The organism is Kitasatospora herbaricolor (assembly GCF_030813695.1).
Classification (GTDB): domain Bacteria; phylum Actinomycetota; class Actinomycetes; order Streptomycetales; family Streptomycetaceae; genus Kitasatospora; species Kitasatospora herbaricolor.
Genome location: NZ_JAUSVA010000002.1, coordinates 7,848,496 through 7,870,263, shown reverse-complemented (window position 1 = coordinate 7,870,263; position 21,768 = coordinate 7,848,496). Strand labels below are relative to the sequence as shown.

Annotated in this window: 17 protein-coding genes; 10 read left to right on the top strand and 7 right to left on the bottom strand. The window is 75.1% G+C overall.

What is annotated here, in order from left to right; all coding sequences use genetic code 11:
* Positions 1-138: 138 nt before the first annotated feature.
* A complete protein-coding gene (locus J2S46_RS34205; protein ID WP_191290234.1) occupies positions 139-1,200 on the bottom strand; it encodes a LacI family DNA-binding transcriptional regulator in 1,062 nt (353 codons plus the stop codon).
* Between the two features lie 128 nt (positions 1,201-1,328).
* Here J2S46_RS34205 and J2S46_RS34200 point away from each other — a divergent pair, with 128 nt between their 5' ends.
* The 5 genes from J2S46_RS34200 (at position 1,329) to J2S46_RS34180 (ending at position 6,387) form a co-directional block, all read left to right on the top strand.
* Positions 1,329-2,480 carry a Gfo/Idh/MocA family protein gene (locus tag J2S46_RS34200; RefSeq protein ID WP_191290233.1) on the top strand — a complete coding sequence of 384 codons (1,152 nt, stop codon included), beginning with the start codon at positions 1,329-1,331 and terminating at the stop codon, positions 2,478-2,480.
* 53 nt (positions 2,481-2,533) lie between these two features.
* Positions 2,534-3,697, top strand: a complete 1,164-nt coding sequence (locus tag J2S46_RS34195) for a dihydrodipicolinate synthase family protein (RefSeq protein WP_191290232.1) — start codon at positions 2,534-2,536, stop codon at positions 3,695-3,697.
* Positions 3,694-4,584, top strand: coding sequence for a sugar phosphate isomerase/epimerase family protein (locus J2S46_RS34190; protein WP_191290231.1), 891 nt, complete (start codon positions 3,694-3,696; stop codon positions 4,582-4,584). The genes J2S46_RS34195 and J2S46_RS34190 overlap by 4 nt, the downstream gene beginning before the upstream one ends.
* A 104-nt stretch (positions 4,585-4,688) precedes the next feature.
* A complete protein-coding gene (locus J2S46_RS34185) occupies positions 4,689-5,870 on the top strand; it encodes a glycerate kinase (RefSeq protein WP_191290230.1) in 1,182 nt (393 codons plus the stop codon).
* Between the two features lie 10 nt (positions 5,871-5,880).
* On the top strand, positions 5,881-6,387 hold the full coding sequence (locus tag J2S46_RS34180; RefSeq protein ID WP_191290229.1) for a DUF2199 domain-containing protein: 507 nt from the start codon (positions 5,881-5,883) through the stop codon (positions 6,385-6,387).
* Between the two features lie 124 nt (positions 6,388-6,511).
* Here the strand turns inward: J2S46_RS34180 and J2S46_RS34175 are convergent, their stop codons facing one another.
* From J2S46_RS34175 to J2S46_RS34155, 5 genes are all read right to left on the bottom strand, one after another.
* Positions 6,512-6,982 carry a hypothetical protein gene (locus J2S46_RS34175; RefSeq protein ID WP_191290228.1) on the bottom strand — a complete coding sequence of 157 codons (471 nt, stop codon included), beginning with the start codon at positions 6,980-6,982 and terminating at the stop codon, positions 6,512-6,514.
* A gap of 188 nt (positions 6,983-7,170) precedes the next feature.
* Positions 7,171-8,151 carry a hydroxyacid dehydrogenase gene (locus tag J2S46_RS34170; protein ID WP_191290343.1) on the bottom strand — a complete coding sequence of 327 codons (981 nt, stop codon included), beginning with the start codon at positions 8,149-8,151 and terminating at the stop codon, positions 7,171-7,173.
* A 301-nt stretch (positions 8,152-8,452) separates the two neighbouring features.
* Positions 8,453-9,361, bottom strand: a complete 909-nt coding sequence (locus tag J2S46_RS34165; protein WP_191290227.1) for a carbohydrate ABC transporter permease — start codon at positions 9,359-9,361, stop codon at positions 8,453-8,455.
* Complete coding sequence (locus J2S46_RS34160) at positions 9,358-10,392, bottom strand: carbohydrate ABC transporter permease (protein ID WP_191290226.1); 1,035 nt, start codon at positions 10,390-10,392, stop codon at positions 9,358-9,360. Before J2S46_RS34160 ends, J2S46_RS34165 begins: the two co-directional genes overlap by 4 nt.
* Positions 10,392-11,738, bottom strand: a complete 1,347-nt coding sequence (locus J2S46_RS34155) for an ABC transporter substrate-binding protein (protein WP_191290225.1) — start codon at positions 11,736-11,738, stop codon at positions 10,392-10,394. Before J2S46_RS34155 ends, J2S46_RS34160 begins: the two co-directional genes overlap by 1 nt.
* Before the next feature lie 346 nt (positions 11,739-12,084).
* Between J2S46_RS34155 and J2S46_RS34150 the strand changes: the two genes are divergently transcribed.
* The 3 genes from J2S46_RS34150 to J2S46_RS34140 all read left to right on the top strand — a co-directional run bounded on the left by J2S46_RS34150 (position 12,085) and on the right by J2S46_RS34140 (position 16,034).
* The gene (locus J2S46_RS34150) at positions 12,085-14,394 is read left to right on the top strand and encodes a DUF2264 domain-containing protein (protein WP_229912740.1); all 2,310 of its coding nucleotides are present in this window, start codon (positions 12,085-12,087) and stop codon (positions 14,392-14,394) included.
* An 87-nt stretch (positions 14,395-14,481) separates the two neighbouring features.
* The gene (locus tag J2S46_RS34145) at positions 14,482-15,351 is read left to right on the top strand and encodes a sugar phosphate isomerase/epimerase family protein (protein ID WP_191290224.1); all 870 of its coding nucleotides are present in this window, start codon (positions 14,482-14,484) and stop codon (positions 15,349-15,351) included.
* The gene (locus J2S46_RS34140; protein ID WP_191290223.1) at positions 15,348-16,034 is read left to right on the top strand and encodes a 4a-hydroxytetrahydrobiopterin dehydratase; all 687 of its coding nucleotides are present in this window, start codon (positions 15,348-15,350) and stop codon (positions 16,032-16,034) included. Before J2S46_RS34145 ends, J2S46_RS34140 begins: the two co-directional genes overlap by 4 nt.
* A 25-nt stretch (positions 16,035-16,059) precedes the next feature.
* Here the strand turns inward: J2S46_RS34140 and J2S46_RS34135 are convergent, their stop codons facing one another.
* Entirely contained in the window at positions 16,060-17,172 is a 1,113-nt protein-coding gene (locus J2S46_RS34135; protein WP_191290222.1) for a substrate-binding domain-containing protein, read from the bottom strand.
* Between the two features lie 434 nt (positions 17,173-17,606).
* On the opposite strand from J2S46_RS34135, the gene J2S46_RS34130 reads away from it, so the two are divergent.
* Entirely contained in the window at positions 17,607-19,604 is a 1,998-nt protein-coding gene (locus tag J2S46_RS34130; protein WP_191290221.1) for a right-handed parallel beta-helix repeat-containing protein, read from the top strand.
* A 232-nt stretch (positions 19,605-19,836) separates the two neighbouring features.
* Positions 19,837-21,645: a glycoside hydrolase family 35 protein gene (locus J2S46_RS34125; protein WP_191290220.1), complete on the top strand. Its 1,809-nt coding sequence runs from the start codon at positions 19,837-19,839 to the stop codon at positions 21,643-21,645.
* Positions 21,646-21,768: the final 123 nt, after the last annotated feature.

The following is a 21,768-nucleotide window of genomic DNA, read 5'->3' as shown; positions in this document are numbered from 1 at the left end:
TAGGCGGGTGGACGTGACGGGACGGTAGGCGGGTGAACGCGGCCGGACGGTAGGCGGGTGGACGTGACGGGCCCCCGGGCGGGTCACACGGCGGGACGGCGAACCGGGTGAACGCGGAACCGGACGGCGGCCCGGCGGCTACCGCTGCGGCGCCGGCCCGGTGCTGTCGCGGACCACCAGCGAGGCGCCCAGCGGCGGGCGGTCCGCCGGGGCTTCCTCGACGACGAGTTGGACGGCCCGCTCACCGGCCTCCTCCAGCGGCAGCCGGACGGTGGTGAGGGCCGGCCGCAGGTCGACGGCGAAGGGGACGTCGTCGAACCCGACCACCGAGATGTCGCCCGGGACGGCCCGGCCCAGGTCGTCCTGCACCGCGGCGAGCACGCCGGCCGCCATCACGTCGTTCAGGGCGAGCACGGCGGTGAGGCCCGGTTCGCGGGCCAGCAGCTCCAGGGCCGCCTCGCGGCCGCCGGCCCGGGTGAAGTCGGCGAACACCACGTGGCGGTCCGGCAGTTCGCCGCCCAGCTGGGCCAGCGCCAGGCGGGCGCCGGCCAGCCGCTGCTGGACGGTGATCAGCTCCGCGGGTCCGGCCACCACGCCGATCCGCCGGTGGCCGAGCCGCCAGAGTTCGGTTGCCGCGCGGGCCGCTCCCCCGGCGTGGTCCAGCGGGACGGCCGGCCCGGCGCCGCGCTCGCCGATGCAGGCCACCCGCCCGCCGTCCTCGCGGAACCCGGCCAGTTCGGCCGCCAGCCGGTCGGTGAGCGAGCGGTCGTCCGTACCGCTGCCGGCCAGCAGCAGGGCCCGGGCGCGCTGGGCGCGCAGGCTGCGGACGTACTCGATCTCCAGCTCCGGGTCGCGGAAGGTCGCGGCGATCATGATCATCAGGCGCTGGCGGCGGGCGGCCCGCATCGCCCCTGCCGCGATGGCGGCGAAGTAGGGGTCGGCGACGTCGTGGACGATCAGCCCGACCACCGAGGTGGCCGAGCGGGCCAGCGCCTGGGCGGGCGCGTTGGAGACGTAGCCCAGCTCCCGGGCGGCGCTCTCCACCCGCCGGCGCAGCTCCTCGCCGACCGTGCGCGAGCCACCGCCGTGCAGCACGCGGGAGGCGGTGGCAATGGAGACCCCGGCGTGCTCCGCGACGCGCTGCAGGGTGACGGCGCCGGTGGACCGGCCCGCGCGAGTGGTTGACCTGGGGTTCGCCATGCTCGTAACGTACCTCCTGGAAAGCGCTTACCAACACCGTTCCGCACGTCACAGCGCCCCTGCCACCACCCACCCCCGGCGGCGCCGTCCGCATCCGCCCCGCCGGCCACCGCACGAAGGAGCCCGCCATGGCCATCCGGCCGATCGGCATCATCATGAACGGCGTCACCGGACGCATGGGCTACCGCCAGCACCTGGTCCGCTCGATCCTCGCGATCCGCGAGCAGGGCGGGCTGGCACTGCCGGACGGCACGGTCGTCCGGCCCGAGCCCGTGCTGGTCGGCCGCAACGCCGACCGGCTGCGCGCCATCGCCGAACGGCACGGTGTCGAGCAGTGGACCACCGACCTCGACAAGGCACTGGCCGACCCGGCCAACGAGATCTACTTCGACGCCCAGCTGACCCAGGTCCGGGAGCCGGCGATCCGGGCCGCGATCGCCGCCGGCAAGCACATCTACACCGAGAAGCCCACCGCCGAATCGGTCGACGCCGCCCTGGAGCTGTCCCGGCTCGCGCGGTCCGCCGGGGTCCGCAACGGCGTGGTGCAGGACAAGCTCTTCCTGCCCGGCCTGCGCAAGCTCAAGCGGCTGGTGGAAAGCGGTTTCTTCGGCCGGATCCTCTCCGTCCGCGGCGAGTTCGGCTACTGGGTCTTCGAGGGCGACTGGCAGAGCCCCCAGCGCCCGTCCTGGAACTACCGCGCCGAGGACGGCGGCGGGATGGTGCTGGACATGTTCCCGCACTGGCAGTACGTCCTGGAGCAGACCTTCGCCCCGATCACCTCGGTGTACGCGCACACCGCCACCCACATCCCCGAGCGCCGGGACGAGGCGGGCCACCCCTACCGGGCCACCGCCGACGACGCCGCCTACGGCGTCTTCGAGCTGGAGGGCGGCATCGTGGCCCAGATCAACTCCTCCTGGGCGGTGCGGGTCGACCGGGACGAGCTGGTCGAGTTCCAGGTCGACGGCACCGAGGGCAGCGCCGTGGCCGGGCTGCGCAACTGCCGCTTCCAGCACCGGGCCGGCACCCCCAAGCCGGTCTGGAACCCGGACCTCCCGGTCACCGAACCGTTCCGCGAGCAGTGGCAGCAGGTGCCCGACAACGACGAGTTCGACAACGGGTTCAAGGCCCAGTGGGAGCAGTTCCTGGCCCACGTGGTCGCCGACGCACCCTTCCCCTACGACCTGCTGGCCGGTGCCAAGGGCGTCCAACTGGCCGAGCTGGCACAGGAGTCGGCCCGGACCGGGCGCCGCCTGACGATCCCGCCGCTGACCCGCTGAGCCCGCGCCGGCCGCAGTCCCCGACCACCCGCCCGCCAGATTCGAGGCCAGTCATGTCCGACGAGATCCTGCTCCCCCGCCCCTCCGGGGACCTCCTGCGCTACCGGGTCCCCGAGCCGCCCTCCTGGCCGGCGCCGAGCGGCCCGGCCCGCAGCCGTACCGTGTTCGCCGCCGCCCACGTGGTGGCCGACCCCGCCCGGGAGCACCGGCCCGGCTCGCCCGCCGCGCTCGACTGGGAGGCCACCCTGGCGTTCCGCCGGCACCTGTGGTCCCTCGGCCTGGGCGTCGCCGACGCCATGGACACCGCGCAGCGCGGCATGGGCCTGGACTGGGCCACCACCCGCGAGCTGATCACCCGCTCCGGCGCCGCCGCCCGGGCCTGCGGCGGGCGGCTGGCCTGCGGCGCGGGTACCGACCAACTGACCACCGCCGCACCCGGCTTGAAGGAGATCATCGAGGCCTACCAGGAGCAGGTGGAGGTGGTCGAGGCGGCCGGGGCCCAGGTGATCCTGATGGCCAGCCGGGCACTGGCGGCCGCCGCCACCGGCCCGGAGGACTACGCCGAGGTCTACGGCCGGCTGCTGGCCGGGACGGAGCGGCCGGCCGTCCTGCACTGGCTCGGCACGCCGTTCGACCCGGCCCTGGCGGGCTACTGGGGGTCGGCCGACCTGGACGAGGCGGCGGCCCTGGTGCTGGAGATCATCCGCGACAACGCGGCCAAGGTGGACGGCATCAAGGTCTCGTTGCTGGACGCCGACCGGGAGATCGCGCTGCGCCGCGCGCTGCCCGAGGGCATCAAGATGTACACCGGCGACGACTTCCACTACCCCGAGCTGATCCTCGGCGACGACCGCGGCTTCAGCCACGCCCTGCTGGGGGTCTTCGACCCGCTCGCCGGCCACGCCGCGGCCGCCCTGGACGCCCTGGACCGGGGCAACACCGCCGCGTACCGGGCGATCCTCGAACCCACCGTGCCGCTGGCCCGGCACGTCTTCACCGCGCCGACCCGGCACTACAAGACCGGGGTGGTCCTGCTCGCCCATCTCGCGGGCCACCAGGACCACTTCACCATGGTCGGCGGCGAGCAGGACAGCCGCGACCTGGTCCACCTGGCCGAGGTGTTCCGGCTGGCCGGGGAGGCCGGGGCGCTGCCCGACCCGGATCTCGCGACCGCCCGGATGCGGGCCCTCCTCGCCTCGAAGGGAGTGGCCGCATGACCGCCGGCCCCGTTCCCCGGCCGGCCGCCGGCCGGCTCGCGGCCGCCCCCGGTCTCGCCGGGCTCTCGCTCAACACCGCCACCACCAAGCGCTGGACCCTCCCGGAGGCCGTCGACGGCTGCGTGCGGGCCGGCATCCCCGGCATCGGGCTGTGGCGCGACCGGGTCGCCGAGACCGGCGCCGCGAAGGCGGCCCGGCTGGTCCGCGAGGCCGGGCTGACCGTCACCAGTCTCTGCCGCGGCGGCTTCCTCACCGCACCGGACGCCGCCGGCCGGGCCGCCGCGCTGGAGGACAACCGCCGCGCCGTCGAGGAGGCCGCGACACTAGGCACCGGCGTCCTGGTCCTGGTCTGCGGCGGCTTGCCCGAGGGCAGCCGCGACCTGCGCGGCGCGCGCCGCGCGGTCGCCGACGCGCTAGCCGAACTCGCCCCGTACGCACGGGAGCACGGAGTCCGGCTGGCGATCGAACCGCTGCACCCGATGTTCTGCGCCGATCGGGCGGTGGTCTCCACCCTCGCCCAGGCCCTGGACCTCGCCGAGGCGGTCGAGGCCGGGACCGGCGAGACCGGGGTCGGCGTGGTGGTCGACACCTACCACGTCTGGTGGGACCCGCAGGTGGAGGAGCAGATCGCCCGCGCGGCCGACCGGATCCTGGCCTTCCAGGTCTGCGACTGGACGCTGCCGCTGCCCGCCGACGCGCTGCTCGGCCGCGGCCACGTCGGCGACGGCCTGATCGACATCCCACGGCTGGCCGCCGCCGTGGCCGCCACCGGCTACACCGGGTTCACCGAGGTGGAGATCTTCAACCAGGAGATCTGGGACACCCCGGGCGACCTCACCCTGCGTACCCTCGTCGAGCGCCACCGCACCCACCTCGCCCGGATCTGACACCCGCACCGGGCGCTCCGGCGGTCCGGCCCGGCCCCACCGCCCAGGCGGTGCGGGGCCGGGGCCGCCGCCGGGGCGCCTTCGTCCCGCCCACGGAGGTCTTCGTGAACAGCCGCACCGCCCGTCGCTTCCTGGTCGCCCCCGACAAGTTCAAGGGTTCACTGACCGCCGCCCAGGCGGCCGGCCACCTCGCCGCCGGGCTGCTCGGCCGGGCCCCGGGGGCGGCCGTGCGCGTGCTGCCCGTCGCGGACGGCGGGGAGGGCACGGTGGACGCCGTGGTGGCGGCCGGGTTCGAGCGCCGCACCCTGCTCGTCGACGGCCCGCTGGGCGATCCGGTACAGGCATCCTTCGCCCTGCGGGACGGGACGGCGGTGGTCGAGCTGGCCCAGGCCTCGGGCCTGGACCGGCTGCCGGGCGGGCGGCCGGCCCCGCTGCGGGCCGGCACCCGGGGCACCGGGCAACTGATCGCCGCCGCGCTCGACGCGGGCGCGCGGACGGTCGTGCTCGGCGTCGGCGGCAGCGCCTCGACGGACGGCGGCACCGGCATGCTCACGGCCCTGGGCGCGCGCTTCACCGACGCCGCCGGCCACCCCCTCGCCGAAGGCGGCGGGGCGCTCACCGGGCTGGTGCGGGCGGACCTGTCCGGGCTCGACCCCCGGCTGGCCGCCACCGGCCTCGTGCTCGCCAGTGACGTGGACAACCCGCTGCTCGGGCCGGCCGGCGCCGCCGCCGTGTACGGCCCGCAGAAGGGGGCCTCCGCCCAGCAGATCCAGCAGCTGGAGCAGGGGCTGCGCAGGCTGGTCGAGGTGCTGCCCGGGCCGGCCGGGGCCGCGGCACGCAGGCCCGGGGCCGGCGCCGCCGGCGGGACCGGGTTCGCCGCACTGGCCTGCCTGGGGGCCGTCCGCCGCCGGGGCATCGACGTCCTGCTGGAGGCCACCGGGTTCGGCGCGGCGCTCGCCGACGCGGACCTGGTGATCACCGGCGAGGGCTCGCTCGACGCCCAGACCCTGCAGGGCAAGGCACCCGCCGGGGTGGCCGCCGCCGCCCGGCGGCACGGCGTGCCGGTGGTGGCGGTCTGCGGCCGGCTCACCCTGGACGAAGCGGGACTGGCGACCCTCGGCGTCGGCCGCGCGTACCCGCTCAGCGCTCTGGAGCCCGACCCGGCGCGCTCGATGGCCGGGGCCGGCCCGCTGCTGGAGCGGCTCGGCGCCCGGATCGCGGAGGACTTCGGCGCCGGCTCCCGCGCCCCGGGCACCCCGGCGCCGGGCGCCGGCCCCGTTGACTAGGCTCGACGGCATGCCCGAAGCTCACCACCACACCTGCTCCTGCTGCGACGAGCCGCGGTCCGGCCCTCCGATGTCCTACGGCGCCCCGGCCCCGGTGGTCTGGAAGGCCCGGTACGCGTGGCGCCGGGACAGTGAGCTGACCGCCGACCTGTGCATGATCAAGGGGAAGCACTTCTTCGTGCACGGCCTGGTGGAGATCCCGGTGCTCGACAACGACGAGGTCTTCTCCTGGGGTGTGTGGGCTTCCCTCAGCGAGCCGAACTTCGCCCGCACGCACGACCTGTGGATGGACCCGGCGCGCGAGCAGGAGCCGCCGTACTTCGGCTGGCTCTCCACCGAACTGCCCGTCTACGCCGAATCGACCCTGAACCTCAAGACCCACGTGCGCACCCGGGCGGTCGGCCGGCGCCCGCTGATCGACCTCGAACCCACCGACCACCCGCTCGCGGTGGAACAGCGGGAGGGGATCACCATGGCCCGGGTCCAGGAGCTGGCCGACCAGTTGCTCGGGGGCTGACCGCCGCCCGCCGGGCCGCCCTGCACCTCCGCGCGGCGCCCCCGCCGGACACCCCGGCCCGTACCGAAGGCCCACGACCGGTCGGTCGTGGGCCTCGGGCGGGCGCGGTGCCCGGACGCGCGGCCTACGAACGGGGCCAGCGCAGGCTGTGCGTACCCATCCCCAGCAGCCGGCCGGGCCCGCGGACCCCGTCCTCGTGCCACCAGCGGCTCAGCCCGGTGACTGCGGCCACCCCGCCGCCGAGGAAGAGCGGGACGAGCAGGTCGAGCGGATTCTCCTGCCCCTCCTCCAGCACGTCCCCGCCGAGCGCGAAGGTCTGGAACCCGAACACGACGGTGGCCACGAGTCCGACGATCGCCAGGGTGAGCCACGCGGCGCGGCGGGCCCGTGTCCCCGCGAGGCTCAGCACGGTGTAGCGCAGCCGTTGCCGGCAGGTTCCGCACGACAGCGTCTCGGCCGTGCGGCCCTTGGCCGGCCGCGCAATCGGCAGCGGATGGACGGCGAAGGTGTGCACCTTGACGTTGCCGCCGCGGTGGACGTCGACCAGATGCGCGTACAGCAACCCCGGATAGGGCCCCAACTCCCGCTTGCCCATGATGGCGTGCCCCTCCCCGCCCGGCCGGCCGGGCCCCTCGCTGATCTACCCGGCTTCTCTTCCCCGTCGGGGGCGGTTCGCAACATCGGCGGGTGACCCGGACGGAGGATCACCGCCGGACGACCTGCCGCGGTCCGGCTCGCGCAGGCCCGCCAACCTGGCCTGGGTGAGGATGTCCTGACAGAACGTCAGGCCGATCGGCCGATGTCCCCCGGGCCCACCGGGTGGGCGAAGGGGAGCCCGAGGGTCCAGCGCGCGAGCTCGTCGGCCGCGGCCGCCGCCATCCGGTGCAGCTCGCCGCCCAGGGAGCCGGCGACGTGCGGGGTGAGCACCACGTTCGGCAGGTCGTAGAGCGGGGAGTCGGGCGGCAGCACCTCGGGGACGGTGACGTCCAGCACGGCGTTCAGCCGGCCCGTGGTCAGCTCGGCGACCAGGGCGTCCTGGTCGATCAGCGAGCCGCGGGAGGTGTTCACCAGGGTGGCGCCGTCGGTCATCAGGGCGAGCCGGCGGCCGTCGATCATGTGGTGGGTGGCCGGGAGTTCGGGGGCGTGCACGCTCACCACGTCCGCGGTGGCGCAGAGTTCGTCCAGCGATACGGACCGGGCGCCCAGCCGGGCGGCCCCGGCGGCGTCCACGTACGGGTCGTGCAGCAACAGGCGCAGGTCGTACGGGCCGAGCAGTTCGAGGACGCGCCGGCCGATCCGGGAGGCGCCGACGATGCCCACCGTACGGCGGTAGTTGCCGGCCCCGGCGTAGCCGGCCTGCCAGTCGTGCGGGGCGCGCAGGCGGCGGTAGTCGGCCCGCAGTTGCAGCAGCCGCTTGTTGGCGGACAGGACGGCGGCGACGGTGTACTCGGCGACCGGCAGGGCGTTGGCCCAGGCCGCCGAGGTGACCTCGATGCCGCGCTCCCAGCAGGCCTCGGTGATGTGGTGCTTGACGGACCCGGCGGCGTGGATGACGGCGCGCAGCCGGGGTGCGGCCGCGAGGGCGGCCGCGTCCAGCGGGGGGCAGCCCCAGCAGCTCACGATGACCTCGGCCTCGCGCAGCGCGGCGGCGGCCGCCGGGGTGCTGAAGTCGTCGACGACCAGGGCCGGGTCGAGGTCGGCGAGCGCGCTGAGCCTGGCCAGGGTGTCGGCGTCCAGCAGGCGGGGCGCGATGTCGGGATGCATGGCGAGCAGGACGCGCGGGCGGCGGGCGGGAGCCGCTCGGGACGCCGTGTCGGGGACGGACGCGGGCCCTGCGGCGGGGGGTGCGGGCTGCAGGTCGGGCACTCGGGGGCTCCTGTCGGGCAGGTGGGGGCGGTGGGGCCGCCGGGGCGGGGCGGCCGGGTTGCGCGCGGCTTTCGGGCGGCGGGTGGCGGGTGACGGGCGGTGCCGATGGCGGTTGCCGTGGCGGTTGCGGTTGCCGTGGCGAGGCGTGGGGCATCGCCACGGCGCGGCGGCGCCGGGGCCAGGACCGGGCCCGGGGAGGTCACTTGACGCTGCCCGCCGTCAGGCCCGCCTTCCAGTGGCGCTGCAGGGCGACGAAGGCGACCACCAGCGGCACGACGGCCAGCAGCGAACCGGTCACCACCAGCGGGTAGTACTCGGGGAAGGCGGTGGTCTGGGTGTTCCAGGCGTACAGGCCGAGGCTGACCGGGAAGAGCCGGTTGTCCGAGAGCATCACCAGCGGGAGGAAGAAGTTGTTCCAGATGGCGGTGAACTGGAAGAGGAACACGGTCACGAACCCGGGCATCACCATCCGCAGCCCGATCGACCAGAAGATCCGCAACTCGCCCGCGCCGTCGACCCGGGCGGCCTCCAGCACCTCGGACGGGATGTAGCCGGCGCAGAACACCCGGGCAAGGTAGACGCCGAACGGGTTGACCAGGGACGGGATGAACACCGCCCAGAAGGTGTTGACGATGTGCAGCTGGGAGGCGAGCAGGTACATCGGCAGCGCCAGCGCGGTGGTCGGCACCAGCACGCCCAGCAGGACCAGCCCGAACAACTGCTCCTTGCCGCGGAAGGCGTAGACGTGGAACGCGTAGCCGGCGCAGACGCAGACGAAGGCGCAGAGCACGGCGCCGATCCCGGCGTACAGCAGGGAGTTGAGGTACCACCGGAAGTAGATGCCGTCGCCGGTGGTGGCCAGGGCGTGCAGGTTGTCGCCGAGGTGCCAGCGCTCCGGGGAGAGTCCGCGGCCGCCGAGCAGGTCCCCGGTGTTCTTGGCGGCGGCGCTGAGCAGCCAGCCGAGCGGGAGCAGGGTGTAGGCGGTGGCCAGCACGAGGGCGCCGTTGACGGCAGCCCTGGAGAGGCTCCAGGGCTGCCGGCGGACGGGGGCCGGGGCGGCGGGGGCGTGGTCGGGCCGGGTGCGGCGGCCGGGGGCGAGGATGCTCATGCGCCGGCCTTCGCTCGGCGGGAGGAGCCGGCCCGGCCGCCCCGGGTGATGGCGTAGGAGAGCGCGGCGGCGGTCAGCGCGAGCAGGACGGAGGCGGCGGCGGCCAGACCGTAGTCGTTGCGGTCGAAGGCGGCGGAGTAGGCGTACATGTTGGGAGTCCAGGTGCTGGTCACGGTGGGTGCGGCGCCGTGCAGGATCATCGGTTCGGTGAACAGTTGGAGGGAGCCGATGACGGTGAACAGGCCGACCATGGTGAGCGAGGCCCGGATCAGCGGGATCTTGACGCTGAACGCGGTGCGCAGCGGGCCGGCGCCGTCGACCCGGGCCGCCTCCAGGATCTCCCGGGGGATGGCCTGCAGGGCGGCGTAGAAGATCACCATGTTGTAGCCGGCCCACTCCCACAGGGCGATGTTCACCACCGCGGGCAGCGGGTTGCCGAGCAGGTCGGGCTGCGCGCCGAGGGTGTCGAGGGCTCCGACCACCGGGCTGATGCCGGGGGTGTAGAGGTACATCCAGATCAGTGCGGCGATGATGCCGGGTACGGCGTGCGGCAGGAAGAGCGCCAGCTGGAAGAACCGGCGGGCCCGGGCCAGCGCGGAGTCCAGCAGCAGCGCGAGGAGCAGCGACAGTCCGAGCATCAGCGGGATGTACAGCAGGCAGTACCCGGCGACGGACAGGAAGCCCTCGCGGAAGGCCGGGTCGCCGAGCGCCCGGGTGTAGTTGCCGAGGCCCGTGAAGACGCTGACCGTGCCGCCGAAGCCGAGCCCGGACCGGCGCTCGGTGTACAGGCTCAGGTGGACGGCGTAGCCGATCGGGATCAGCGTGCAGGCCGTGAACAGCACCATGAACGGGGCGAGCAGCAGGGCGGGGGCCCCGCGCCTTCCGGCCGCCCGGGTGGGGCGCGGACGGGCGGGGCCGGGACGGGCGGTACGGGAAGGGGCGGCGGGACCGGCCGGGCCCGGGGCCGGCGTACCGGCCCCGGTCCGCGGCTCGGGGCCGGCCTCGGTGCGGGGAGCGGGCGGGCGGGTCATCACTCGGCGACCTGGAGCCCGCGGTTCTTCAGCTCCGCGACGGTGGCCTTCTGGGCGCCCGAGACGGCCGAATCGATGGTGTCGGTCTTGCCGGCGACCTTGCCGAAGGCGTCCTTGAGCGAGGTGTTGGTGACGCCCATCGCCGGACCCCAGGTCCAGTCGGCGCGGATCGAGGTGGCGGCGGCGCTGTAGACGGCGTAGATGTCCTGGCCGCCGTAGAAGGCGGTGTCGAAGGCCTTCCTGGCGACCGGCACCAGCGCGGGGGCGGCCGGGAAGGCGGAGGAGCTGCCGGAGGCGATCCGGGCCTGGATGCCCTCCTCGGTGGTGGTCGCCCAGGTGGAGAACTCGACGGCGGCCTTGGCCTTCTTGCTGTCCTTGGAGACGGCGAAGGTGGTGCCGCCCAGCATGCCGCTGGCGGGCTTGCCGTCCCAGGTCGGGATCGGGGCGACGGCCCACTTGCCGGAGGCGTCGGGCAGGTTGCTCTTCAGCACGCCGCCGCCCCAGGAGGCGCCCAGGTAGCCGGCCGTCTCGCCCTTCTGCAGCGAGGCGGTCCACTGCTGGCTGAACGAGGGCATCACGTTGACCAGGTCGTCGGCGACCATCTTCTGCCAGTAGTCGGTGACCCGCTGGGTCTCGGCGCCGTTGATCCGGACGTCCCAGGTGGTGCCGACGGCGTTGAACCAGTGGGCACCCGCCTGCCAGGAGTTGGCCTCGAAGGTGCTCGGGTCGTCGGGGAAGAAGGTGGCGATGCGGGCGGTCGGCTCGGCCGCCTTGAGGCGCTCGGCGGCCGTGCGGAACTCCTCCCAGGTCTTGGGCGGGGTGATCTGCGCCTTCTCGAAGAGGTCCTTGCGGTAGTAGAAGGCCTGCGGCGCGGCGTCCAGCGGGAGCGCCCAGTTGGCGCCGCCGAGGGTGGTCAGGTCGAGGGCCTGCGGCAGGTACTTCTTCTTCAGGTCGGTGCCGACCAGCTTGCTGATGTCCTGGACGGCGCCCTGGCTGACGAAGTCGGGCAGCTGGGGGTACTCGACGTTGAAGACGTCCGGCGCGTTGCCGGCCTTCACGGCGTTGGCGAGCTTGGCGTAGCCGCCGGCGTTGCCGGAGGGGATCTCCTCGAAGGTGACCTGGATGCCGGGGTGGGAGGCGTTGAAGGCGGTGACGACGTCCTTGGTGCCCTTGGCCCAGCCCCAGAAGGTGAGGGTGACGGGCTTGCCGTCGCTCTTGGCCTCGGTGGAGCTGTCGGAACTCCCGGAGCTGCCGCAGGCGGCGAGCAGGGCGAGCGAGAGGGTGGTGGCTGCGACCGCGGTGGCGCTGCGCAGGGCTCTGCTGCGGCGGCGGGTGGTGTGGGACATGGCGCGGCTCCTCTGGGTGGGGTGTCGTCATCCTGGGACGGGCGCTGATCGAAGTCAAGAGTTTTAGATCAACTGATCCTTGACTGATCATTCGATCACGCCGATCGATCAGTGGCGCATGGGCGCACCCACCCCTGTCGGCCCCCCGGGGGGCCTGGCGTGAACAGCGGCGACGGTTCGACCGGTGCCTCCGGAGAGGATCCCGTCGCGCGTACGTCCCGTGGCGGGTTCGAGCCATCCGTCCGATCATTCGATCGCTTTCCTTGACGAACGATCACGCCCTTCCTAGATTCGGGACGCCCGCGCGGTGACCGCCCGCTCCGGGCCCCGGACCGAGGAAGCCCCCATGCCCCAGCCGCCCCGTCCGTTCCCCTTCCCCCTCCCGCCCGAGGACCGCGTCCGCAGCCCCCGCACCGGCTGGACCCGGGCCCACTGGGAGGCCGTCGCCGACGGACTGCTGGCCGCCGTCCGGCCGCACGCCGGCCCGGGCCAGGCCCTGATCAACCTGCCCGGTGCCCGGCCCAGCTGGTCCGGCCCGCGCTCCGACGGGCTGGAGGGCTACGCCCGCACCTTCCTGCTGGCCGCCTTCCGGATCGCCGGCGCCGGCGGCGCCGACCCCGGCGGCCTGCTGGAGCGCTACGCCGCCGGGCTGGACGCCGGCACCCGCGCCCCCACCACCGAACGCGCCGTCACCGCCGACGACCCGTACTCCTGGCCCGCGATCACCGACCGGGGCCAGGCCATGGTCGAGGCGGCCTCCGTCGCCCTCGCCCTGCGCCTGACCCGCGCGTGGCTCTGGGACCGGCTGGACGACGGCGTCCGCGAACGGGCCGGCGGGTGGCTGGCCCAGGCCCTGCACCGCACCCCCAACGACAACAACTGGTGGCTGTTCCCGCTCACCGTCGGAGCCTTCCTCGCCGAGGCCGGCATCGAGGCCGAGGCCGCCCGCCGCGCCGTCGACCTCGGCCTGGCCAAGATCGAGCAGTGGTACCGCGGCGACGGCTGGTACACCGACGGCCGCCCGCGGGCCTTCGACCACTACAACGGCTGGGCCCTGCACCTCTACCCCGTCCTGCACGCCCACCTCTGCGCCAAGGCCGCCGCGGGCGCACCCACCGACCCCATCAGCCCTGCCGGCCCCACCGACCCGGCCAGCCCCAACAGCCCCAACAGCCCCAACAGCAGCACTTTGCTCGACACCTACGGCCCCCGGCTCGCCGCCTACCTGGACGGCTACGCGCGGACCTTCGGCGCCGACGGCGCCCCCGTGCACCAGGGCCGCTCGCTCGGCTACCGGTTCGCCGCCGCCGCCCCGCTCTGGGCGGGGGCGCTCACCGGTCACACCCCCCTCTCCCCCGGCGCCACCCGCCGGCTCGCCTCCGGCGCCCTGCGGCACTTCCTCGAACGCGGCGCCGCCGCACCCGACGGCCTGCTCTCGCTCGGCTGGTACGGGCCGTACCCGCCGATGGTCCAGCCGTACTCGGGCCCCGCCTCGCCGTACTGGGCGAGCAAGGGCTTCGTCGGGCTCCTGCTGCCGCCCGACCATCCGGCCTGGACCGATCCCGAGGAACCCGGCCCGGCCGAACGCGCCGACGCCGTGCACCCGTTGCCCCGGCCCGGCTGGCTGGTCCAGTCGACCGCCGCGGACGGGCTGGTCCGGCTGCACAACCACGGCAGCGACGACCAGCCGGCCGGCGAGACGCTGCCGGACGACCCGCTCTACGCCCGGCTGGCCCACTCCACCGCCACCGGGCCGAGCGCCCCGGGGGACGTCCCCGACAACCACTTCGGGCTGCTGTCCGAGGGGGTGCTCAGCGAACGCGGACGGATCAGGCCGCTCGGCTCCGGGCCCGGCTGGGCCGCCTCCGGCCACCGGCCCCGGTGCGGCGGGACGGAGCTGCCCGGGGCCGCCGTGACCTCGGTGGTGCTGGCCCGCGGCGCCGACGAGATCCACGCCCACCTGGTCACCGGCGCCGCACCGGGCACCGGCGTACGGCAGAGCGGCTGGCCGGTGGCCGGCCCGGCCGTCCGGTCGGGGACGACCGGCGCCCACGCCTGGGTCCGGACCGAACGACGCAACGGCACCGGAAGCGATCCGGCCGGCGGCGAGCAAGGCGGCGACGGGCGACCCGGCAGCAAGCAACTCGGCAACGGGCGACCCGGCGGCGAGCAACCCGGCGGCGAGCAACCCGGCAACGGGCAACCCGAGAACCAGCAGTCCGGCAGCGAGCACGACGACCGGACCGGGCTCCCGGACCACCCGGGCGCCACCCGCCCTCCACAGGTCGCCGAACTCCACGGCGGGCTGACGCGGGTGCACGGCTTCAGCACCGCCCGGGCCGTCCCCCTCGCCGGCGGCACCGCGTACGGGCCGGCCGGCGCCGTCCCCGTGCTGGACGGCGTCGCCGCCGGCAGGCCCGGCGGGGACCTCTTCGTCAGCGGCGGCCGGCTCGGCGCCGCACCGCCCGAGGCGGGCCCGGACGCCGCCGCGCCGCCCGAGCCCGCCTCGGGGGCATCGGTCCGCACCGGCTATTCCCCGGACGGCGCCTGGGTGGAGGTGACCTGGCCGGACGGCACCCGTCAGCACGCCGTGCTCCGCGCCGGCACGGTCACCGTCCGCTCCGAGCCCGCCGCCGGCGAGCCCCGGCCAACCTGAGACCGTGCTCGCCGGGCCCCCGCCCGCACCGTCCGTGCGCCCCCGACCTGCCCCGTCCGCGTCCCCGTCGCCGTCCTCAGGAGTGCCGTGCCCCTCGCCCTCGCCACCCTCGGCCTGCCCGGCCTGCCCCTGCCCGAGGCGCTACGGCTCGCCGCCGACCACGGCTGGCACGGGCTGGAACTGCGCTGCGCGGCGGGCGAGGCCGTCCACCCCGCCATGGACTCGTCCGAACGCCGCTCGGCCGTGAGAGAGTTCACCGCCGCAGGCGTCGTCCCGCTCACGCTCGCCTCCTACGTCGGCCTCGCCGCGCCGGGGCCGGACGAGCCCGTCCTCACCGCGCTCCGTGCCCGGCTGCGGCTGGCGGCCGATCTGGGCGCCCGGTACCTGCGGGTCTTCCCGCACGGCGGCGACGGACCGGCCGCCGAGGCCGACCGGCGCGGGGCCCGGCGGCTGGCCGCGGTGGCCGGGCAGGCCCAGGAGCTCGGCCTGCGGGTCCTGCTGGAGACCCACGACTCGCACCGGTCCGGCGCGGACGTCGCCCGGCTGCTGGCGGCGGCCGACCACCCGGCCGCCGGCGCGCTCTGGGACTTGATGCACACCCGGCTCGCCGGCGAGACCCCCGCGGCCAGCTACGCCGCCCTCGGCCCACGGCTCGGCTATCTGCAGGTCAAGGACATCGCCGGCGCCGAGGACCGCACGCCGCTGCCGCTGGGCGCCGGGGTGCTGCCGATCGCCGAGGCGGTGGCCGCGCTCCCGCCGGACAGCTGGGTCGCCTGGGAGTACGAGGCCCCGTGGCACCCCGCCGCCCGGCCGCTCCCGCCGCTGCTCGGCGACGGCGCACGGCTGCTGGCGGGGATGCTCGCCGCGGCGGCCGGCGGCCACCACCGCCCGGGCGGCCGCCACACCGCCGGGGCCGCGGAGGGACGGCCCGGCGGACACGATACGGTCGGCCGATGACCGACACGGCGGACGGAAACGAGCGGATCAGGCCCCGGTACTTCCACGGGATTGCCGGCCTGGAGGACTGGCGGGTACTGGGTGAGGGAGCCTGCGCGTACTTCCGCACCGGGTCGTTCACGACCGGCGCCCGGCTGGTCCGGGCGATCGCCGAACTGCCCGGTCTCGGGCCGCACGCGCCGGATGTCGACCTGCGGCCCGAGGGCGTGACGGTGCGGCTGATCACGCTCACGGACGACTACTACGGGCTGACCGAGCGGCACGTGGGGCTGGCCCGCGAGATCTCGGCGACGGCCCGCGCGCTGGGCATCGCGGCCGACCCGTCCGCCGTGCAGACCGTCCAGGTCACCGTCGACGCGCTGGAAACCCCCGCCGTGCTGCCCTTCTGGCGCGCCCTGCTCGGCTATCAGGACCGCGCGGACAGCGGCGAGGACCTGGTGGACCCCGGCCGCCGCGGAGCGCCGTTCTACTTCCAGCCGATGGACGCGCCGCGCCCGCAGCGCAACCGGGTCCACGTCGACGTCTGGGTGCCGTACGACCAGGCCGAGGCCCGGGTCGCGGCGGCGATCGCGGCCGGCGGACGCCTGGTGAGCGACGCCGACGCGCCGTCGACCTACGTGCTGGCCGACCCCGAGGGCAACGAGGCGTGTGTCGGCGCGGCCGGCGCGCCGGAGCCCGGCTGACGGGTCGCGGCGGGCCGGCTGCCGGTCAGTCCTCCCGCGCCGGCCCCTCCGCGGGCACCGCGGCCACCTTGGCGCCGCAGGAGCCGCGGACCTTCAGGCTGGCCAGCAGCTCGATGTGGTGGGCGGGCAGCGAGGCGCCGCCGCCGAGCCGGCGCAGCAGCAGGTCCAGGGCGGCCCCGCCGACGGCCCGCTTGGGCGGGGCGACGGCCGTCAGCGGCGGCGCGGCCAGGGCCGCGAACACGTCGTCGTAGGAGATCAGCGCCAGGTCGTCCGGGATCCGCAGGCCGCGGGCCCGCATCAGCGGCGCCAGCTGGATGGCGTCCTGGTCGTTGTGGACGAGCGCGGCGCGCACGCCCTGCCCGACCGCCCGGGCGATCTGGTCGGCCACGTACTCCAGGTCCGGCGCGGCGGCGGTCGCCCCGGGCCCGGCCAGCCGGATGTCGGTCACCGGGTACGCCTCCATGCCCAGGTACTGCATGCCCTTGGCGTAGCCGGTCCGCACCCGCTGCGCCGTCCAGGTGTCCTCTCGGGCGGCCAGCAGCACCGACCGGTGGCCGAGCGAGGCGAGGTGACGCAGGGCCAGCAGCACGCCGTGCTGGTGGTCGGAGGAGACGGCGTCCAGCTCCGCACCGGCCGTTCCGGGCCGGGCCTTGCGCTCCACCAGCACGGTCGGCACCGGGAGTTCGGCCAGCCACTCGCTGTCGGCGGGCCAGCTGCCGGGCCGCCAGTTGGGGGTGAGCAGCAGGCCGTCCACGCCGGACTCCAGCAGGCGCTCCACCTGGGCCCGGTCGTCGCGGGCCTCGTAGGGCGAGATCGCCAGCACGAGCTGGGCGCCGGCGGTGGCCGCGGACGCCCGGGCGCCGGCGATCACCTCGTTGAAGTACGAGGCCACCGTGGGCACCAGCATGCCGATCACCCGGTCGCGGCCCTCGGGTTTGCCGAACGCCCCGGTGTCGGGGAGCGCCACCGAGCCGTGCACGCGGTGCAGCAGGCCGGCGTCCGCCAGTGCGGCGACGTCGCGGCGGGCCGTGACGGCGGAGATGCCGATCCGGGCGGCCAGGTCGACCACCCGCACGGTCCCCGTGTCCCGCACCACCTCAAGGATCCGCGCGCGGCGTTCCTCGGACGAAAGGGTCATGGCGTTCTTCCCCGATCCCGGGCCCGATTCGACGTGAGCCCAACTGGTCGCATTCGTATCACTCGATCAATATACGATCCAGTGGTCTCGATGTATTGACTCGATCAGCCTACCGACCCTACGGTTCCGTCGGCGGCCGCTTCAAGGCACTGCCCGTCGCAGGCCGCAGCGCCCCGGCCCGCACCGCACGCACCGCCCGGGCCGGGCCGCACCGCACGCACCGCCCGGGCCGGGCCGGGCCGGGCGGCGAACGCCCGGCCGGATCCGTTGTGGCAGCACCGCCGGGGCAGCACCCCACGACACACATCCTGCCCCTTCCCCCGGCCCGGCCCGGCCGCGCAACCCTCCCGCCGCCCGCCGCGAGTCCACCCGGCGCGGACGCGGCACCACGGCTCGACTCCCGCGACACCCCACCCACGACTGCGGAGTCCCTCATGTTCCTGCCTCACCCCCGCCGGCTCAAGGCGCTCGCCGTCGGCGCCGCCCTGACCGCCGCCCTCGGCGCGCTCGGCGCCCCGCCCGCCTCGGCCGCCGCCACCTCCTGGTACCTCGACTGCGCCGCGGGCAGCGGCGGGTCCGGCAGCCAGGCCGACCCCTGGAACAGCCTCGCCGCCGCCAACGCCCACCTGTTCGGCCCGGGCGACCGGCTCCTGCTCCGGCGCGGCAGCACCTGCACCGGCACCCTGAAGCCCCAGGGCTCCGGCGCCGCCGGCGCCCCCGTCACCCTGGCCGCCTACGGCCCCGGCAGCGCCCGGCCGGTGGTCGCGGGGGACGCCGCCACCGGCGAGAAGGCGGCCGTCCACCTCTACAACGTGGAGCAGTGGGAGATCCGCGACCTGGAGATCACGTTCCAGGACACCAACGCCGTCAGGAAGGAGCGAAACGGCCTGCTGGTCGAGATCGCCGACCTCCCCGACGGGGTGGGCACCCACTACGTGGTCGACGACGTCTACGTGCACGACGTCAACGGCGACAAAGGGAAGTTCAGCAACGGGATCCAGTTCCGGGTCAGCGGCGCCACCACCCCGACCAACTTCGACGACGTCCTGGTGCAGAACTCCCGGATCTCCCGGGTGGACCGCGAGGGCCTGACCAACCGCTCGACCTGGATGTGCCGCCCGTCCTACGGCAGCGGCGACAACTGCGGCAGCACCGTCAACTGGCGCGCCAGCACAAGGGTCGTCTTCCGCGGCAACACCCTGAACGACATCGGCGGCGACGGCATCGTGGTGCGGGCCGCCGACCACGCGCTGGTCGAGCACAACACCGCTTACGACCTGGCGATGCGCCCGATGGGCTCCAACGCCGGTATCTGGACGATCGATTCGGACTGGACCACGATCCAGTACAACGAGGTGCACCATGTCCGCCGGCTGTCCGACAACAACGACGGCATGGCCTTCGACTCCGACTACGGCAACACCGGCGCGCTGTTCCAGTACAACTACAGCCATGACAACGAGGGCGGCTTCATGCTGTTCTGCGGGGCCTGCGGCGCGAATTCCAGCAGCACGGGGACGGTCGTCCGGTACAACCTGAGCAGCAACGACCGGACTCGCTGGCTGTTCGCGGTCGGCGAGAAGAACGCCCGGATGTACAACAACACCGCCTACCTGCCCCCGGGTTCGACCGCATCGGTGATCCAGCAGGGCGCCGGCAACTCGGTCACCCGGCTGAGCGGCAACATCTTCTCCAACCTGGGCACCGGCGGGTACTCCGGCTGGGGCGGCAACGCCTGGAAGCCCGCCGACTTCAGCTGGGACTCGAACGTCCTCCACGGCTACCACCCCGCCGACGAACCGGCCGACCCGCGCAAGATCACGGCCGATCCGGGTCTGCTGAACCCGGGCGGAAGCACCGCCGCCGACTACCGGCTGGGCGCCGGCTCCCCCGCCCGCGCGGCGGGCGCCACCGTCGCGGCCAACGGCGGCCTGGACTACTTCGGCTCGGCCGTGCCGGCCGCCTGCCGCCCCGACATCGGCTTCCAGCAGGCGAGTTCCTTCGACGACGCCGCGTGCTCGGCCGCCGACCCGGTGGTCAACCCCGGCTTCGAGAGCGGCGCCCTGGCCCCCTGGACGTGGTACGGCGGCGCGGCCGCCGACCCGGCGGCCGCGCGCACCGGCGGCTTCGGCGCCCGGGTCGGCCCGGCGCCGGCCGCGGTCGAGCAGGTCGTCCCGGTCGCGCCCAGCACCACCTACCGGCTGTCGGGCTGGGGCAAGGTGTCGGCCGCCGGCACCGAGGTCTCGCTCGGGGCGAAGCAGTACGACACCGCCGGGTCCACCACCCGGGCCGGCTTCACCGCCACCACCTACGCCGCGGGCAGCACGGTGTTCACCACCGGCCCGACCGCGACCACGGCCAGGATCTACTGCTACGCCCGCAGCGGCACCGGCTACGGGTACTGCGACGACATCACGGTCGTCCCGGCCTGACCTGAGCCGACCCGGCCCGGCCCGGCGAAACATCGCCGGGTCGGGCCGGACCACTCTTGACCTCCCGGCACGGGGCTCGTACCGTTCCATTGGGTAAGCGCTTACCGACACCCCTCACCAGCACCCCTCACCAGCACCCCTCACCAGCACCACGCACCAGCACCACGCACGATCACCTCCCAACGTCACCGCGCACCAGCCCGCCCCGCCCAATCCCGGCCCCAGGATCCCCATGCACCAGCCCGTCCCCCGCCTCGCCCTCACCGACGCCGGCTTCCTGCGCGACGGCCGCCCGCACCGGATCGTCTCCGCCGCGATCCACTACTTCCGGGTGCACCCCGACCTCTGGCACGACCGGCTCCTGCGGCTGCGCGCGATGGGGGTGAACACCGTCGAGACCTACGTCGCCTGGAACGTCCACGAGCCCGTGCGCGGCCGGCACGACTTCAGCGGCGGGAAGGACGTCGCGGCCTTCGTCCGCACCGCCGGCGAGCTGGGGCTGGACGTGATCGTCCGGCCCGGCCCGTACATCTGCGCGGAGTGGGAGTTCGGCGGCCTGCCCGGCTGGCTGCTCGCCGACCCCGGGATGCGGCTCCGCCGGGTGAACACCCCGTACCTGGCCGCCGTGGACTCCTGGTTCGACGTCCTGGTGCCCGTCCTGCTCCCGCTGCTCGCCGGCAACGGAGGCCCGCTGGTGGCGATGGGCGTCGAGAACGAGTACGGCAGCTACGGCAACGAGACGGCGTACCCGGAGCACCTGCGCGACGGCCTGGTCCGGCGCGGCGTCGACTGCCTGCTGTTCACCGCCGACGGCGCGGCCGACGGGTTCCAGCTCGGCGGGCGGCTGCCCGGCATCCTCACCACCGGCACCTTCGGCTCCCGCCCGAAGTCCGCCCTGGACTGCCTCCGCCGCCACCAACCCGAGGGCCCACTGGTCTGCATGGAGTTCTGGCACGGCTGGTTCGACCACTGGGGCGAGCCGCACCACACCCGGGAGGCCACGGAGGCGGCCGGCGTGCTGGACGAACTCCTCACGGCGGGCGCCTCGGTGAACATCTACATGGGCCACGGCGGCACCAACTTCGGCTGGTACAACGGCGCCAACCACACCGGGGAGGTCTACCAGCCGATCGTCACCAGCTACGACTACGACGCCCCGGTCGGCGAGGCCGGCGAACTCACCGAGAAGTACCACCGCTTCCGCGAGGTGATCGAGAGGCACACCGGCCCGATCGCCCACACTCCCCCGCCGCCGCCCGCCCGGCTGGCCCCGCGAAGCATCGTCCCGGACGGCCGGGCGGGACTGCTGACCGCGCTGGACGGGCTGGCCGAGCCGGTGCACCGGGCCGAGCCCGAGCCGATGGAGACGTTCGGCCAGTCGCTCGGCCTGATCCACTACCGGACCCGGCTGCGCGGCCCGCTGGCCCACGCCGAGCTGCGGATCGACGGCCTGGCCGACCGGGCACAGGTCTTCCTGGACGGGGTGGAGCTGGGGGTCCTCGACCGCAACCGGCCCGGCCGGGCACTGCCGCTGACCGTCCCGGCCGGCGGCGCCGAACTCGACCTGCTGGTCGAGAACCTGGGCCGGATCAACTACGGGCCGCTGCTCGCCGACCGCAAGGGCATCACCGGCGGCGTGCGGCTGGACAGCCAGTACCAGTTCGGCTGGGAGATCCGCCCGCTGCCGCTCACCGACCTCTCCGCGCTGCCGTTCGACCGGGACCGGGCCCCGGTCGGCGCGACCGGCGGGCGGCTCGCAGGCCCGGTCTTCCACCGGGCGGTGCTGGACCTCGACGCGCCCGCCGACGGTTTCCTCGCCCTGCCCGGCTGGGGCCGCGGCACGGTCTGGCTCAACGGCTTCGCGCTCGGCCGGTACCGGGAGGACGGGCCGCAGCGCACCCTGTACGCGCCCGCGCCGCTCTGGCGGGCCGGCCGGAACGAGATCGTCGTGCTGGAGCTGCACCGCGCGGGCCCCGCCGTGGAACTGCGGGACACACCCGACCTGGGCCAGGCCGAACCCGCCCCCATCCCGGCCTGGTGACCGACAGGTCCTCCCCGCCCCGCCCCCACCCGCACGCCCGCCCCCGGCATCCCGGCCCGCCGCTGTCACCCGTACGCCTCGGCGTCGGCGACCGCCGCGGACGCCGCCGGCCTGGACAATCCC